We start from the raw sequence: 15,583 nt of genomic DNA on the forward strand, positions 1-15,583 counted from the left end.
GCGAAGGTTAAGCACTGTATTGGAGAAGATGAAACAGATATCTTCAATTTCCAACCATTTTACTCGGTTTTTTGAAATGTTTTATGAAATCTTGGTGAATAGAAATAATGAAAGAAAAGAGAGATGGACTATTTTGATGTAATAAATTTTTTTTATTTATCTCGAGCGTGTTAAGCCACTTTAACCTTCTGTGATTAAAGTGGCTCCATGATCACAGACTATTTATGATTTTTATTGTTTTCAGATTTGTCCTGTTGATCCTTGGTATTTTTATCCTGATCTTGTTTCGATTCATCCTTTTTAGACTGAGAGTTGCTTTCTGAATCTGTATCTTTGGCATCTTGCTGCTGATCAGAATCACCTTCCTTCGATTGATTATCTTTCATTTTATTCATCGTATCAGTTGCCATCTGTTTCAGCTCAGCGAACTTAACCGAGGCTTCGCTGAATAAGTCTGTGATTTTCTGTCTGGTATCTTCAAACTTATGCATGGCTTCATCTTTTAAATTTGCCATACCTGCCTGCTGATCGGTCTGACCATCTTTAGCATTTTGTTTATCTGACTTGTTAGATGACTTATCTTGAGAAGTATGATCCGCTTTGGCTTTTTTCGCATCATCCGAACCTTGCTCAGCATTTTGCTGGTTGTCAGATTTGCCATGTTTCAGCTCATTCAGAAGCTTTTCACCTTTTTGCAATAGCTCTTCACCAATCGCTATCGCTTTGGCTTTTAAGTCATCCATCTTAAAGCTTTCAGTTTTTTTATCAGACTGATTCTCTTGAGAACTGTCTTTTTGCGCTGATTGCTCAGCATTTTCCTCTTTACCGTTATGCTGGGTATCAGACTTCTGATCAGCATGGGTCTGGGCACTTTGCCCGTTCTTATGTTCCTGATTATGCTGTTTATCCAGCTCGTTTTGCTTTTGCTCTTTTGCAAGCTGATCATTCAATTCGCGTGCATGTTGTTCTTTATCTTGATTTTGCTTCGACGTATTGTTTTGGTTCTGCTGAGTCATGAGGTACCCTCCTTAGGCATATCATATAACCAATCAGCCATTTTTTTAGCACAAAGCATCACGCGAATCGGGCGAAGTAAGCAAACTGCAACAAAGCCTGTACAAGTTGTTGCTATTGTTTGCAGGATGTAGCATGAGCTGAGTCAAATCTGTATTGAAAAGCTCTATGCTAAAGATGATGCAGGCTTTTGTATTCGGGCTGTCCAAGTCCATCTATTCGCAGGGTTTCAGCAAAGCATTTCTTTGTAATCCCCTCGGCATCATGTAAAATTATGGCCCATTGCATAATGAATACGAATGAGAGAGTGAATCCGTGCGTAAAATTTTAGTCACCAATGCCCTTCCTTACGCCAATGGCCCGATTCATATGGGTCACTTACTTGGCTATATCCAAGCAGATATTTGGGTACGTGCCATGCGCGCGATGGGTCATGATGTGACTTATGTCTGTGCGGATGATGCTCACGGAACTGCGATCATGCTACGTGCCGAAGCGAATGGCATTTCACCTGAAGCACAAATTGCCAATGTGCAAAAAGAACATATCCGTGACTTTGACGGTTTCGGTGTGCATTTCGATCATTATGATTCTACACATAGCGATACCAACCGTGCCCGTGCATCTGAAATCTATGTGAAAAACCGTGATGCTGGCAATATTGCAGTTCGCCCGGTGACCCAGCTTTTTGATCCTGAAAAAGGCATGTTCCTGTCAGACCGTTTCATTAAAGGCACCTGTCCGAAATGTAAGGCGGAAGATCAGTACGGCGACTCATGTGAAGTCTGCGGTGCAACTTATAATGCGACAGAATTGTTGAATCCGCATTCCACTTTAAGTGGCGCAACACCAGTTGAAAAATCATCTGATCATTACTTCTTTAAATTGCCAAATTTTGGTGAATACCTGCAAAAATGGACTCGTGATGAAGGTCGCCTGCCAGTATCGATTGCCAACAAGCTGGACGAATGGTTTGAAAATGGCTTGAACGATTGGGACATCTCACGTGATGCGCCATACTTCGGTTTTGAAATTCCAGATGCACCAAACAAATACTTCTATGTGTGGGTCGATGCGCCAATTGGCTATATGTCAAGTTTTGAAAACTACATCAAGACCAAACGTCCTGAGTTGAATTTTGACGATTTCTGGAAAAAAGATTCTGAAAATGAAGTCTATCACTTCATTGGCAAAGACATCGTATATTTCCATGCCCTGTTCTGGCCGGCAATGCTTGAAGGCGCTAACTACCGTACGCCATCAGGCTTATTCGTAAATGGTTTCTTGACGGTAAATGGCCAAAAGATGTCAAAATCTCGCGGCACCTTTATTAAAGCTGAAACCTATTTAGAGCATTTAAATCCTGAATATCTACGTTACTACTTTGCGTCGAAACTTTCTGACAAAGTTGAAGATTCAGACTTAAATCTGGATGACTTTGTACAAAAAGTGAATTCAGACTTAGTCGGTAAAGTAGTCAACATTGCCAGCCGTTGTGCGAAATTCATTAACACTAAATTTGATAACAAGTTAAGCACGACATGTGCTGAACCTGAATTGGTACAAAGCTTTATTGATGCAGGTAGCTCAATTGCTCAGGCTTATGAAGCACGTGAATTCTCTGCGGCAATTCGTGAAATCATGGCGCTGGCAGACAAAGCCAACCAGTATATCGACGAGAAAAAGCCTTGGGCACTTGCTAAGCAAGAAGGTCAGGAACAACAGGTTCATGATGTATGTTCTGTGGGAATCAACCTGTTCCGTCAATTGGCAGTGTATTTAGCGCCTGTATTGCCAACTTTGGCTCAACAAGTTCAAGATTTCTTACAACTTGAAAACTTCGATTTTGCTTCTCGCGAAACAATTCTAGTGGGTCATGAAATTGCATTGTTCCAACCGTTGATGCAACGTGTAGATCCAAAAGCTGTTGCTGCCATGGTGGATGCATCTAAAGATTCTTTAGCTGCTCCTGCTGTTGAACCAGCTAAAGCTGAAAAGAAAAAAGAGAAGAAGGTAGAAAAGAAACCTGAACCTAAAGCCGGTGAAGCTGAAATCATTAATATTGATGATTTTATGAAAGTTGACCTGCGTGTTGCTGAAGTTTTAGAAGCGGCTACGGTTGAAGGTTCTGACAAATTGCTTCAACTCACTTTAAACGTTGGTGAAGCTGAGCCACGTAATGTGTTCAGTGGTATTCGTGAGTTCTACCAACCTGAAGACTTAAAAGGCAAACTGGTGGTGATGGTGGCGAACCTTGCGCCACGTAAGATGCGTTTTGGTATTTCAAACGGAATGGTTTTAGCTGCGGGTAATGGCGACGGTGTTTGGGTAATTTCACCTGAATCTGGTGCTAAACCGGGTGATAAAGTGTCTTAAGATTTTCAATCTTAGATGATAAGAAAAGCCTCTACTGATGTAGGGGCTTTTTTTATGCCTTTAGATTCCCTCTCCTTTTTTAAAGGAGAGGGTTAGGGAGAGATCAGAAACTATTGCCTTACTTTTGAAAGATCAAAAGTAACAAAAATCTTTTGTTAACTTGATGATACTTCCATGTATCACAAGTGAACGGCGACATCCATGTCGCCTCCAACTAAATTAATACCATCACTAAGTCAACTTTTTTATTACATCGAACAGACCAGATTTTTAAATAAAGTATTGGCTTAACACTATTTTTAGTTTGAAATCATTTTAATTTGAGCCAAAAAACTTGAGTTGCAATATTTAAATACTCATATGCAACATTAGTTTTTTGTGCAAAGGCTTCATCACGAGTGATTAGATATTCACAAAAACAACCATAAGATGCATGTGACATGTCACTGAATGATGCAATAAAACGCTTTTCTTTATGTAATCCTTCATCTTGATAATAACCGATCAGATTTAATATAGTATAAATTTGATTTACTTTTTGAAAAATATAGTATTCCTGCCCTGAACCAATTAAATTTTTCAATTGAAAGAAGTCATCTAACTCATTATTTTCCAATTCAGGATTGTTTTCTTGAAGTAATTTCCATATTTGATTTAAAGCATTTGGTAATTTAATTTTTTGTAAGTTATCATGATTGATATTCAATGATTCTCGTAAAAATTTATGAGGTGATTTTTCTTTATTAGACTCTTCTAAATGCCTTACCGATCTCTGAATATATAATTTATATTCATCTCGCTGATTCATTAGGTTAGGAATTTTAACTTTAAATTTTTCTATTTCTGATAAAAGATAGTCATCTTTGTATGTACTGTTTTTAAGATCACTTAAAGATTTTTCTAAAAATAGTAATAAATTATCAAAAGCTTCAATTTGTTCGTATTCAAAAGTTTTAAAATCCTTTACACCACCATATAAAGCAAATAAATTCTTAGTTGATGGATTAATCATTTTGTTTAAAAAATTATTTTCAATGTAATTATTAAAATGAACTAGTGGATCATCCCAGGATCTAAAAATAGTATTTGTTAAAGTCCCATGCTCATCAGTAGTTAAGGCGATATAGTGTGCATTTAACTCCCTTAAGATATCTAAAAACTCAACACAATATTTACTGCTTTTCCCCTTTATTACTGATCTGTAAATTTCTTCTAAAGTAATGGGTGAATAAACAGCTTGTACTTCTTCTTTTAAATATCTAAAAAAATCTGAATCTCTACTAAGTATTGGCTTTTCTTTATATTCACTAAATAAGTCTAGAATATTTTGATCTAAATAAGCTAAAGGTTTTCCTGAGTACTCTGGTTCGCTCATACAATGCTCTCATTAAGTAATTATCTATTTTCTTCGAAATAATCCATCAAAAAAGCCTCTATCTCTAGAGGCTTTTTATTACTGGGTCACTTAGCCTTGCAACACAAATTCCCAAATCACATAGCCCAGTCCAAAACCAAGTAGTGAATATAAGGTAATAATGAAAAATACAAAGCTGGCATTGTTTTTTCTTTTCCAAAAACTCATCGCGACACCCAAAGCTTGTTCGTAATACCCCATGTTAACGAGCTTTTCATAAAAAGTGAAATGTATCTAAGCATTTTATTTATAATAATATTTTCATTAAAAATAAATTCTTTACTTTCAAAAAATCAATATACAGATTCAGACTGATTTTTTAGTACAGATGACAAATCAGCACTTCCATTTTAAAAAATGGTAAATATATTCATATTCTTTTTTGCTGGCATCCGTGCTAATACATAGAATTGACTTTAATTACATAAGAATAGCTATGAAATACTTCACTTCTTCTCTCATCGTGTCATTGCTTGTTTTAGGTTCAATGGCGGGTATCTCTCAAACACATGCACAATCCGTTTCTAGCACCCAACAACAAAAACAGGTTCCCGGTTATTATCAACATAACTTCGGGGATTACCAAATTACTGCCCTGCTAGATGGCACCAATTATCTGTCCAAAGCCTTATTTAAAGATATTCCAGCAGCTCAAGCCGACCAGATATTGAAAAAATACTACGTCGATCAAGCTAAAGGCATCCAAACCTCCGTGAATGCCTTTCTGGTCAATACAGCCAAGGAAATGGTTCTGGTCGATAGCGGGACTTCAAGCTGTAATGGTCCACACCTAGGTTCAGTGTATTCCAATTTAAAGGCTTCAGGGCATAAACCTGAACAGATCAATGCCATCCTGCTCACGCATTTACATCCAGACCATGTATGCGGTATAAGTAATAATAGTGTTGCCAATTTTCCCAATGCCAACATTTATGTGTCTCAAGCTGAACTGGATTTCTGGATAAATCCCACAACGGTAGAAAAATTACCAAAAGCCAAGCAGGCAGGTTTTTTGGGCACAGTCGATAAAATCAAGAAAGCCATTGCACCCTATCAGGCCAAGAATCAGCTCAAAACCTTTAAAACCGGCGATAAAATCCATGCTTTCGATGTTATCAGTTCGGCTGGACATACACCGGGGCATTTTGGTTTTAGCTTAAAATCTAAAGGTCAGCAGATGGTGTTTATTGGAGATATTGTGCACTCACATACGCTGCAGTTTGATCGCCCACAGACCGGCGTTGACTTTGATGTCGATCCGAAAAAGGCGATCGAAACCCGCTTAAAATATTTTGCTGAATATGCGAAAAATGGTCAGACGGTAGCAGCACCACATTTGCCATTTCCGGGGATTGGACATATTTATTCTAAAGACAATAAAAGCTATCAATGGATTCCGGTACATTTTAAAGATTAATTGAATACTTCAATAATTTTATCTAAGCATGAAACCCTAATTTTTTAGGGTTTCATTTATTTTAAATATCCTTCAGCCAGATTCCCTATGACTTGGTAAATTTAAAACTTGAATGACGCTTTGAAATTTAAAAGCAATAGTTTCGTTTATTTTTAAATTTTTTCTTAAAAATCTTTCAATTTTTACGTGCACCTTTAGCATGCTTTTTTAGCACCGTTTTTCTTACGATAAATATAAACACCTAAAAATATAATATAAATCTGAATTTTATGAACTCTCGCCATGTCTTAGTTTGGTGCAAAAAAATAGTAACGTGCTTTATATCGAGTCTTATCAATTTCAAGAAATTCTTCATCAAAATTTCCCTTGCTTAGCCCTCTTCTACAATCAATTTGCCTCTATATACTGATTTTCTTTTGTGATCCCGCGCACTAAATTGGAACGCACCATGCAAAATATAGACTTATTATTTCTTCTTCTCGGTGCAGTTCTAGTGCTTGCCATGCATGCTGGATTTGCTTTTTTAGAGCTTGGAACAGTTCGACATAAAAACCAGGTCAATGCCCTAAGTAAAATTCTAACCGACTTTGCCATCTCCGCCATCGCCTATTTTTTAGTGGGCTACTATCTTGCCTACGGTCAGCACTTTTTCCATGATGCTGCAACCTTGTCTGCCGATCATGGCTACAATCTGATGCGCTGTTTTTTCCTGTTGACTTTTGCTGCAGCAATTCCAGCGATTATCTCTGGAGGGATTGCAGAGCGTGCCAAAATGCGTTCACAGGCTTTAGCGACATTATTTCTGGTTGCGCTGATCTATCCGTTTTTTGAGGGTATGATCTGGAATGGCAACCTTGGTTTTCAGGATTGGCTGACCCATGCATTTGGTGCAAGTTTTCATGATTTTGCCGGCTCAGTTGTCGTTCATGCAATGGGCGGCTGGATGGCACTTGCCGCAATAATCCTACTTGGTGCGCGTCATGGCCGTTACAAAAATGATGGCCGGATCACCGCGCATCCTCCTTCATCAATTCCTTTTTTGGCTTTGGGTTCATGGATTCTGATTGTGGGATGGTTCGGCTTCAATGTCATGAGCGCGCAGCGGCTGGATGCCATTTCTGGACTGGTCGCTATTAACTCTTTGATGGCCATGGTCGGTGGAACAATAGCAGCCAAAGTTGCGGGGAAAGATGACCCGGGCTTCCTGCATAATGGTCCCTTAGCAGGTCTGGTGGCGATTTGTGCAGGATCAGACGTCGTTCATCCCTTGGGTGCTTTTTTTATCGGGATCAGCGCCGGCATTATTTTTGTGAAACTCTTTACCTATACCCAAAATAAACTCAAAGTGGATGATGTATTGGGGGTTTGGCCTTTGCATGGCGTTTGTGGTGCTTTTGGCGGATTAGCTGTGGGTATCTTCGGTCAGCAATGGCTTGGAGGAATGGGAGGAGTGTCTTTAATTTCACAACTCATAGGTACAGTGCTGGCGATTGTCATTGCTTTGGCGGGTGGTTTTTTGGTGTATGGCCTGCTTAAGGTTTTGATGGGTATTCGCCTGACTGAGGAAGAAGAGTTCAATGGTGCAGACTTGTCGATTCATCGTATTTCTGCTAATTCGGAAGAAAATACTTTTTAATAGACATAAAAAAAGCCTCTACGACTAGGGGCTTTTTTTATTTATAAGCAGAGCATCTAGATGAAGTAATTACTTCATACCAAAAATTAATTTTAAGCCAAGTACCGTCATAACTGCGCCTGCTGCGCGGTCAAACAAAGCCTTAAACTTCAAATAAACACGACGTGGCTTTTCCGCAGATAATGCAACTGCGACTAGTGAACACCAGCCTGCATCAATAAAGAAACATAAGACAGGCAAAACAAAATAAAAATACGTTGGAATTTCTTTGGGCAATAACGCGGTAAAAATACTGGCCAGCACAATCGCAATTTTGGGATTGGACAACTGTGTGATTAAACCAGTGGTAAAAGCACGGCGTAAAGACATCTGTTTGCTAATGGTTGTATCCGCTTCGATCGGATCTTTGGCATGTTTAATGATTTTAAACGCCAGCCAAAGTAAATATAAACCACCACAAATTTTTAAGGCCAGGTACGCTGAGGGTACAGCCAGTAAAAATGCCTGCAAACCGAGAACCGCCAGCAGACCAAAAATCGCTGCACCGAGACCAGTACCCAATGCAGTAAATAAACCATGTTTACGTGAAATGGCAATTGAATTTTTTGCCACATAAATAGAAGTTGGCCCGGGACTCATTGCGCCTAACATCAGGGCAAAAGCAATCGAACCTAAAATCCAGAATGATTCCACGAGATAACCTGACTTAAAAATTGAAGGGCTATTTTAAGCAAAAACCTGACAATTTGCTGTAAAAATTTCTGGATTTGTCATGAATTTCAACTATAGCAATTACTTAAGGTTTCAACTCATCCTGAGCACTCAAATGCTTGTCTAGCAGTTGATAGTCCTGCTCATATACAGGTACGCCACCAATAATCATGGTACGGGTTTCTGTTTTAGGTTTATTCAACGCATCATCACAGCCCGACAGACTGAGCAACATGCCGACCAACACAACATAGGATAATATTTTCATTATTCTACCCTCCTCAGGGTTTCCTCTGTTTAGATTAGCATTATTGCTTAAATAGTCAGCAGAATATTTGTGACAATCTACAACCAATTCGACAGCGATCAGCTCGCTATTGCCTATTCAAAAGCTCTGATTTTTAGCACTTCCGCTATAATGCCTCCTTCATAAACTTTGCGAACTTTTATGTTTGAAACCATTGCCCAAAATATTCCAGATCAACAGATTAGTTTTCACGATATTACTTTAATAATACGTCGTCTGGATCTGGTGCATCCGCAAATCTCGGGCAACAAGTTTTTTAAACTGAAATACAATTTTCTTGAAGCCAAAAGACAGGGTTATCAGCATATTCTGAGTTTTGGAGGCGCCTACTCCAATCATATTGCCGCCACTGCATTTGCCGCACAGCAGTTTGGTTTTAAGAGTGTTGGAGTGATTCGGGGTGAAGAACTGGCTGATCGACCATTGAATCCAACATTAGCCACCGCCCAAGAATTCGGGATGCAGTTGCATTTCGTCAGTCGTGATGAATATCGGCGCAAGCAACAGCCTGAGTATTTGGCCGAACTCGCTCGACAATTTCCTGAACATTATGTGATTCCTGAAGGTGGAACTAATGCTCTGGCGATTCAAGGGTGTCAGGAAATATTAAAAGATAGCGATGCGCAATTTGATGTGATTTGTTGTGCAGTAGGCACCGGTGGCACCATCAGCGGATTGATCGAAGCCAGTCACGCGCATCAACAGATCTTAGGATTTTCCGCACTGAAAGGTTCATTTTTAAAAGATGAAGTCGCCCAACTAATGAATAAAACCAACTGGAACATTCTCGATGATTATTGCTGTGGTGGCTATGCCAAAACTAGTGCAGCCTTGGTACAGTTTATCCGGGATTTTGAAGCCGAATTTTCAATTCCACTGGAGCAGATCTACACGGCTAAAATGCTGATGGGGATTTTTGATCTGATCGAGAAAAATTATTTTCCGGCTGGATCAAAACTGCTGGTCATTCATAGTGGTGGTCTGCAAGGCCGTAATATTCCCTTTGGTTTTACAGCAACCTAAGCTTGAATCGGTTGATTGTTATTTAAGGCAATTAACCCTTTAACCAATCGGTAGATATGCCAGATAAAGACCAGAAACACGATCAGGAAGCCAATCAAGATCACGGTCAATAAGCCACCGACGATATAACCCAGCAAACTGATCCAGAAGGTTTTAATTTGCCAGTCGACATGACTTTCCAGCCAGGTGCCACGCATTTCATCACGCTTGATATAATTCATCACAATCGCAATAAATGGGGTAAGGCCAAGAAAGAATCCTAAAATATAAAGAATATATGTAATCAGATTATATTGTTTTAAATCTTCCACACTTGCCATTCGCTTTTCCTTGTTATTATGTTTTTAGTTTGTACAAAAACTATGCATGAGTTTTAGGCAGCTTTCAAATATTTTATGTTTAAAATCCGCTGCAAATCTGCAATCCCTGGACTGATTTTTCTGGAATAGAGAAAGCTGAAATAAAATTGTCTATAATGCTTCCCTTTTCTTCTCCCTTGAGTGTGTGATGTCTTCCAAGCAATACGATGTTCTAGTCATAGGTGCCGGTGCCTCAGGTTTAATGACGGCGTATATGGCTGCGCAACGTGGGCGTAAAGTCGTGGTGGTGGAAAAAGCCAATAAGGTTGGCAAAAAAATCCTGATGTCGGGCGGTGGTAAATGTAATTTCACCAATATGGAAGTCGAACCAAGCAATTACATTTCACACAATCCACATTTTGTGATTTCAGCTTTAACGCGTTATACCAACTGGGACTTTATCGGCTTGGTATGTGAATATGGCATTGCCTATGAAGAGCGCAAACATGGGCAGCTATTTACCTTAAATGGTGCAAAAGATATCTTGTCGATGCTGCTGGCAGAATGTGACAAAACTGGGCTGGTTGATATTAAAACCAGCTGCGAAGTGAAAGCAGTCAATCCAGTCGATAATCAAGGCTTTCAGGTGGCAACCTCACTGGGATATTTTGAAGTTGAATCTGTCGTCGTGGCATCCGGTGGTTTATCGATTCCTACGCTTGGCGGTTCAGGCATTGGCTATGAGATTGCAAAACAGTTTGGACATCACGTCTATCCAACCCGTGCCGGACTGGTTCCATTTACCTTCTCTGACGGATTTAAAGAAGTCACCACGCGCTTAAGCGGTAATGCCGTAGAAGCAACTCTCTCGAATGAGCTTAATAGCTTTACCGAAGCACTATTGTTTACCCATCGCGGTTTGAGTGGGCCAAGTTCCCTGCAACTTTCCAACTACTGGAATGTCGGTCAGAGCTTTAAGGTCGATTTCTTACCGAGTGTAGATTTACTGGATTTCTTTAAAACGAAAAAACGAAGTCAGCCCAAAGTCTTGCTGCGTACATTACTGAATGAATATTTACCGAAAAGTGTGGTGGCTGAATTACAAAGTCTGATCTGGACTGAAAGCGCTGAAACTGCCATTGGCAATATCAGTGATGACAAGCTGGAACAGATTGCGGCACGTCTGCATGGCTTTGAAGTGAAACCTTCAGGAACAGAAGGCTACCGTACAGCGGAAGTGACTTTGGGTGGTGTAGACACCACGGAAGTATCCTCAAAAACCATGGAAAGTAAAAAGCAGAAAGGTTTGTATTTTATTGGTGAAGTGCTGGATGTTACCGGACATTTGGGCGGCTATAATTTCCAATGGGCATGGTCATCGGCACATGCCGCATCGGAATATATTTAATCAATAGATAATCTGGTTTGCTACTTAACTCATTCCAGATAGTCTGTTTTAAACAGGTTGAGATTGGCCGTATTTTTTAAACGGTCAATCGTCAGCTGCATTTTTTGAGCTTCTCGCAGACATAGCGGTACGTCATCTGCTGAAGATGCCATGAATTTATGTTGTAGTGCTTTCCACCTATTGTTGATCTCCTTTTCTTTATATTTTTAATGCAAGAAAAATACCAAAATCATTTTAGTATTCACTTGAATATTCTATATTTTTTAAAAAATAAATTCTATTCCTGGACTGAGCAGGATTGACTCCTCAGTTAAATTCGTCTGTCTCTGGTATTTTCTTATCCAGCTCTCGCTCAGACTGCTCGTCCTGTTTGCTCTTCACAAAAACAAATCGATAGGCAGCGGTAAAAAAGCCAAGCGTAATTCCTGCAATGACTAAAGGAGCCAGAACTTTGTTAGGTTTTTTGGTATTCATTCATTTTTCCTTATGACTGAACAAAATCGACCACATGAGCGTGGTCGATTTTGCTTAAAGATAACAGGTTATTTCAGGTCATCTTTTTTCTGAATAGAACGATCAATATCGACATTCGGCTCTTTTTCTCCAGTTGAACCAAATGGATTATTGACTGGCGGATGAGTCGGATCGACTTTTAGTGAATCTGGTACGGCTTGATCCGCATCCGGATTGACCGGATCAATACCCAATGATTCATCATCCTGCGGTGCAGTGGTAAGGATTGCCGGGGTAGTATGAGATAAATCCGTACCCATAGGCATATTCTTGTCTGAATCCTGATTTGGCATGATTCCTGCTCCTGGAGTTGTGATTGAAGAATCGCTAGTGCCTGTAGCAGTTTGCGAACCACCAGAGGACTGGCTCATTGAGCTATCTGTAGAACTCATACCCATCGCCGCACCTGTAGTACCTGACATGTCGGTTGCACTTGTACCTGTGGTCTTGCCACCTAATCCAGAAAATATGCTGTTCTCAGCTTTTTCTTTGACTGGGTTAGGGTCTTTGGCCTCTCGTTTGGCTTTATCAATCAAATCCGTGAGTACACGTTCCGCAGGTTGACGGCCACCCAGACCAAATGCCAAGGCGAATGCCACTGCTACAGCCCCCAAAGTTAAACCAAATGCCAGGTTAACAATCGAATCGGCAATACCCATCGCACGCAGACCCATTGCCACAACCAGCCCCATGATCAAGACACGAACCAAATTGGCTAACCAGCGCGAGCTGTTATATTCACCACGTTGTACGATATTCGCAACAATATTCGCCAGCCAGAAACCGATTACCAGAATCACCGCACCAAGCAGGATGTTGGCACCAAAGTAGATGAACATTGCAATTAGGCCACTGATCTGTTCAAAGCCCAGACGGTTCGCTGCTTCAGAAACTGCAAATAACATGGTGAATAAAACGATCAGGAAACCGACTACACTTGAAAGTTTAGTCGTGCCTAAAAAGCGTTGGATATCCAGTTTGGCAGGAATTTCATCAACACCTGTACCAGCAACTACTTCAACCACCAGACGTGCCACCAGTTTAGACACCACATACGCCAGAATCAGGATTAACGCAGCAGCGATGATATTTGGAATGGCATTCATGATTTCATACAGCATGGCTGTAGCAGGCTGAGAAATAGCTTCAATACCTAATGCTTCAAATGCAATGATCAGTGCCGTAATGATTACCACGGCGAAGATAAATGAACCAATCACCTGAGAAACATTCGAGTTTTTGAAGATGCCTACTTTTTCAGCATGTTGCTGTACGTTCAGACTGTTTAATAGTCCTTCAACAATACCGCGCACAATTTTCGCCAGGATATAACCGACAAAAATGATGACTGCAGCAATGAAGATGTTTGGTAAGTAACTAACAACATCGGTCAGCATATTTTGAACTGGTAACAACAGACCGTTGAGACCCAAAATAGACAGCACGATTGGCAAGAACAGTAATAAAATTAACCAGTAAGCAATTTCACTGATGTTTTTACTAATCGGACTGACACCAACTTCAGCACTGAGTTTTTCATCGAGTTGCGTTCGGTCTAGCAGTTTTTGTAGCCCTATCTTGACCAGATTGGCCACAATCCAACCTATGAATCCGACTGCAATTGCACCTAGTAACTGCGGGATAAATAACAGGAACTGCTGGATCATATTACTGAATGGACCGCTGACACTGGTAAGATTAAGCACGTTCAGCGCACCAATCACGGCAATAATCAGAATAATCCAGAACACGACGCGGGCGATAATGCTCTCCACATTGGAGTGATGACCTGTCGCCGTATTTAAATGTGTATTGGTGCCCAGTTTCTGCAAGAGCTTTTTAACACCTGCCGAGACCAGTAACGCAATGATCCAGCCAATTACTAATATGGCAATTGCACTAAGAATGGGATGGAACTGATCCCAGTAGTACATGGCATCGAAGCCACCACGCGGGCTTCTCATATAATCATTCATGTTGTTCTACCCTCTTTGTTATTAAGCTATTTATCTGAAATCGGGGGCATCTCCCTGAAACAATCAGCCCCTTCTTTTTCCGGATTCATATTAGATTTGATGTTTTCAGGCTCAAGCCAGGTAGATGGCACTACCTTAAAACATCACCATCCATTGCAAAAAAGCCCCAGTGGTTCACTAGAGCTTTTCAGGTATTTTCAGTTATTGAGTCGCCTGTCCATCAGTCGCAGTTGCTGTTGCTTCTGTGCCATCACCCACGGTTGCTGTAGCTTCCGTTCCATCATTCATGGTGGCGGTGCCTTGTGTAGGCTCACCGACTGGAGTTGAATTATTTGGGGTAGCAGGCTGTACATTCGGATTTGGATGTCCTGCAGGAGCATCATTCGCATCTGGATTCATGTCAGCAAACATATAGAACAGTAGTGCGAGTAAAAAAATACCGACCAAAATCAAGATATAAACAGGGATACGCTTTTTCTGCGTCACGTCTGCCTGATGATTTAAAGGTGGTTTTTTATTGAAATCATCGACCATAACCATCCTCACTCTTTGTTATTCATAAGTAGATTTTTAGAATAACAAGCTGTGAATAGGGCTTCTGTGACAAAACATGGTGAGATGGTGACGGGATGTAAGTCACTAATCCATCAGAATTCTCTGCTAGATGCTACTTTAAAATAGCCGTTTGGCTGGGCTATGTTGCATATCGACTGGGGTTTCGTGTTCATCTTTCAACTGCACCCCTGAAAGCTGTAACTCACAGGATTTACGCATCAATGCGACCAGTCGCTGGATAGCTAGTGGATAGGCCAAGCCCGCAGAACGGACATTGGAAATACAGTTGCGCAAGGCATCATGACACCCTTTAAAAGCATTATAAGTGTAATAAATTCCCATACTATCGGGTGAGCTCAAACCCGGCCGTTCGCCAATTAGCATGACCAGCATTTTCGCCTGTAAAATTTCTGCCAATTCATCACCCAGTGCCACACGACTGCCACGGGCAATCACTAAGGGGGCAATCTGCCAGCCTTGTTCTTTGCATGCCTCTAGCAAGGCCGGAATAAAATGCAGGCTATTTTCCTCAATGGCACGTGCTGATAGTCCATCTCCCAGCACAATGGCTACATCCCAATGTTGCTGATGTTCGGCCCGGTATTGCTGCAATATCGTTTTGGACTGTTCTGAAAGCACACGCCCAAGATCGGGACGTTTAAGATAAAGATCTTTCTCTACCGCCTGGCTTTCAATTTCCAGAATAGGCAGTCCCGTTTTAGCTAAGCCAGATTTTAAGAATTCAACATCAAGTGGCTTCAGTACCGCATCTTTAGCTTGCGCATGTGCCAACTGAAATTCCAGACTTGGTCGAGTCGGCAAGCTGCCCCCAGTTCGGCCCAGGGCAATCCGCGCATCGGTAAAAGCTTTTAACTTCTGCCAAGGATTATCCTGTAATTGGGACTCAAATTTCACATCGGCAATCAGTTTCATA

The 15,583-nt window shown here is 40.7% G+C and carries 16 protein-coding genes; 5 read left to right on the top strand and 11 right to left on the bottom strand.

From position 1 onward, the window contains the following. Window positions 1-218: 218 nt before the first annotated feature. Window positions 219-1,016 (bottom strand): hypothetical protein, encoded by a 798-nt coding sequence (locus Q9R24_RS03915; protein ID WP_004280731.1) that lies wholly within the window; start codon window positions 1,014-1,016, stop codon window positions 219-221. Between the two features lie 313 nt (window positions 1,017-1,329). Here Q9R24_RS03915 and metG point away from each other — a divergent pair, with 313 nt between their 5' ends. Next, window positions 1,330-3,390, top strand: coding sequence for a methionine--tRNA ligase (gene metG / locus Q9R24_RS03920; RefSeq protein ID WP_311203764.1), 2,061 nt, complete (start codon window positions 1,330-1,332; stop codon window positions 3,388-3,390). A gap of 310 nt (window positions 3,391-3,700) precedes the next feature. Here the strand turns inward: metG and Q9R24_RS03925 are convergent, their stop codons facing one another. Both Q9R24_RS03925 and Q9R24_RS03930 read right to left on the bottom strand, forming a co-directional pair. After that, window positions 3,701-4,765: a hypothetical protein gene (locus Q9R24_RS03925; RefSeq protein ID WP_180037056.1), complete on the bottom strand. Its 1,065-nt coding sequence runs from the start codon at window positions 4,763-4,765 to the stop codon at window positions 3,701-3,703. A 90-nt stretch (window positions 4,766-4,855) separates the two neighbouring features. Further along, window positions 4,856-4,972 (bottom strand): hypothetical protein, encoded by a 117-nt coding sequence (locus tag Q9R24_RS03930; RefSeq protein ID WP_086044934.1) that lies wholly within the window; start codon window positions 4,970-4,972, stop codon window positions 4,856-4,858. Window positions 4,973-5,240: 268 nt separating this feature from the next. On the opposite strand from Q9R24_RS03930, the gene Q9R24_RS03935 reads away from it, so the two are divergent. Both Q9R24_RS03935 and Q9R24_RS03940 read left to right on the top strand, forming a co-directional pair. Beyond that, on the top strand, window positions 5,241-6,221 hold the full coding sequence (locus Q9R24_RS03935) for an MBL fold metallo-hydrolase (protein ID WP_311203765.1): 981 nt from the start codon (window positions 5,241-5,243) through the stop codon (window positions 6,219-6,221). Window positions 6,222-6,669: 448 nt separating this feature from the next. After that, entirely contained in the window at window positions 6,670-7,857 is a 1,188-nt protein-coding gene (locus tag Q9R24_RS03940) for an ammonium transporter (RefSeq protein WP_311203766.1), read from the top strand. A gap of 69 nt (window positions 7,858-7,926) precedes the next feature. Here the strand turns inward: Q9R24_RS03940 and Q9R24_RS03945 are convergent, their stop codons facing one another. Beyond that, entirely contained in the window at window positions 7,927-8,550 is a 624-nt protein-coding gene (locus tag Q9R24_RS03945; RefSeq protein ID WP_004280739.1) for a LysE family translocator, read from the bottom strand. A 103-nt stretch (window positions 8,551-8,653) separates the two neighbouring features. Beyond that, window positions 8,654-8,836: an NF038215 family lipoprotein gene (locus Q9R24_RS03950; protein ID WP_311203767.1), complete on the bottom strand. Its 183-nt coding sequence runs from the start codon at window positions 8,834-8,836 to the stop codon at window positions 8,654-8,656. 180 nt (window positions 8,837-9,016) lie between these two features. Between Q9R24_RS03950 and Q9R24_RS03955 the strand changes: the two genes are divergently transcribed. Beyond that, the gene (locus Q9R24_RS03955; RefSeq protein WP_311203768.1) at window positions 9,017-9,898 is read left to right on the top strand and encodes a pyridoxal-phosphate dependent enzyme; all 882 of its coding nucleotides are present in this window, start codon (window positions 9,017-9,019) and stop codon (window positions 9,896-9,898) included. On the opposite strand, the gene Q9R24_RS03960 is transcribed toward Q9R24_RS03955, so the two are convergent. Further along, window positions 9,895-10,218 (bottom strand): DUF4870 domain-containing protein, encoded by a 324-nt coding sequence (locus Q9R24_RS03960; protein ID WP_004280743.1) that lies wholly within the window; start codon window positions 10,216-10,218, stop codon window positions 9,895-9,897. The genes Q9R24_RS03955 and Q9R24_RS03960 overlap by 4 nt on opposite strands. Window positions 10,219-10,405: 187 nt before the next feature. Here Q9R24_RS03960 and Q9R24_RS03965 point away from each other — a divergent pair, with 187 nt between their 5' ends. Beyond that, entirely contained in the window at window positions 10,406-11,605 is a 1,200-nt protein-coding gene (locus Q9R24_RS03965; RefSeq protein WP_311203769.1) for an NAD(P)/FAD-dependent oxidoreductase, read from the top strand. Window positions 11,606-11,634: 29 nt separating this feature from the next. On the opposite strand, the gene Q9R24_RS03970 is transcribed toward Q9R24_RS03965, so the two are convergent. From Q9R24_RS03970 to eutC, 5 genes are all read right to left on the bottom strand, one after another. Then, on the bottom strand, window positions 11,635-11,757 hold the full coding sequence (locus Q9R24_RS03970) for a hypothetical protein (protein WP_311203770.1): 123 nt from the start codon (window positions 11,755-11,757) through the stop codon (window positions 11,635-11,637). Between the two features lie 154 nt (window positions 11,758-11,911). Beyond that, window positions 11,912-12,079: a hypothetical protein gene (locus tag Q9R24_RS03975; protein WP_004732043.1), complete on the bottom strand. Its 168-nt coding sequence runs from the start codon at window positions 12,077-12,079 to the stop codon at window positions 11,912-11,914. A gap of 68 nt (window positions 12,080-12,147) precedes the next feature. Continuing rightward, window positions 12,148-14,094, bottom strand: coding sequence for a mechanosensitive ion channel (locus tag Q9R24_RS03980; protein ID WP_004732045.1), 1,947 nt, complete (start codon window positions 14,092-14,094; stop codon window positions 12,148-12,150). 201 nt (window positions 14,095-14,295) lie between these two features. Then, window positions 14,296-14,628, bottom strand: coding sequence for a hypothetical protein (locus Q9R24_RS03985; protein WP_005106219.1), 333 nt, complete (start codon window positions 14,626-14,628; stop codon window positions 14,296-14,298). 138 nt (window positions 14,629-14,766) lie between these two features. Beyond that, the gene (gene eutC, locus Q9R24_RS03990; protein WP_005247876.1) at window positions 14,767-15,582 is read right to left on the bottom strand and encodes an ethanolamine ammonia-lyase subunit EutC; all 816 of its coding nucleotides are present in this window, start codon (window positions 15,580-15,582) and stop codon (window positions 14,767-14,769) included. Window position 15,583 lies beyond the last annotated feature (1 nt).

Source organism: Acinetobacter sp. RRD8, assembly GCF_031844225.1.
In the GTDB taxonomy this organism is placed as follows: domain Bacteria; phylum Pseudomonadota; class Gammaproteobacteria; order Pseudomonadales; family Moraxellaceae; genus Acinetobacter.

Excerpts from the sequence above, each read along its gene's own strand:
- Q9R24_RS03980 (WP_004732045.1), bottom strand. The coding sequence starts at position 14,094 with ATGAATGATTATATGAGAAGCCCGCGTGGTGGCTTCGATGCCATGTAC.
- Q9R24_RS03925 (WP_180037056.1), bottom strand. The coding sequence starts at position 4,765 with ATGAGCGAACCAGAGTACTCAGGAAAACCTTTAGCTTATTTAGATCAA.
- Q9R24_RS03975 (WP_004732043.1), bottom strand. The coding sequence starts at position 12,079 with ATGAATACCAAAAAACCTAACAAAGTTCTGGCTCCTTTAGTCATTGCA.
- Q9R24_RS03930 (WP_086044934.1), bottom strand. The coding sequence starts at position 4,972 with ATGAGTTTTTGGAAAAGAAAAAACAATGCCAGCTTTGTATTTTTCATT.
- Q9R24_RS03940 (WP_311203766.1), top strand. The coding sequence starts at position 6,670 with ATGCAAAATATAGACTTATTATTTCTTCTTCTCGGTGCAGTTCTAGTG.
- Q9R24_RS03960 (WP_004280743.1), bottom strand. The coding sequence starts at position 10,218 with ATGGCAAGTGTGGAAGATTTAAAACAATATAATCTGATTACATATATT.
- Q9R24_RS03915 (WP_004280731.1), bottom strand. The coding sequence starts at position 1,016 with ATGACTCAGCAGAACCAAAACAATACGTCGAAGCAAAATCAAGATAAA.
- Q9R24_RS03985 (WP_005106219.1), bottom strand. The coding sequence starts at position 14,628 with ATGGTCGATGATTTCAATAAAAAACCACCTTTAAATCATCAGGCAGAC.
- Q9R24_RS03950 (WP_311203767.1), bottom strand. The coding sequence starts at position 8,836 with ATGAAAATATTATCCTATGTTGTGTTGGTCGGCATGTTGCTCAGTCTG.
- Q9R24_RS03970 (WP_311203770.1), bottom strand. The coding sequence starts at position 11,757 with ATGGCATCTTCAGCAGATGACGTACCGCTATGTCTGCGAGAAGCTCAA.
- eutC (WP_005247876.1), bottom strand. The coding sequence starts at position 15,582 with ATGAAACTGATTGCCGATGTGAAATTTGAGTCCCAATTACAGGATAAT.
- Q9R24_RS03935 (WP_311203765.1), top strand. The coding sequence starts at position 5,241 with ATGAAATACTTCACTTCTTCTCTCATCGTGTCATTGCTTGTTTTAGGT.
- Q9R24_RS03965 (WP_311203769.1), top strand. The coding sequence starts at position 10,406 with ATGTCTTCCAAGCAATACGATGTTCTAGTCATAGGTGCCGGTGCCTCA.
- Q9R24_RS03955 (WP_311203768.1), top strand. The coding sequence starts at position 9,017 with ATGTTTGAAACCATTGCCCAAAATATTCCAGATCAACAGATTAGTTTT.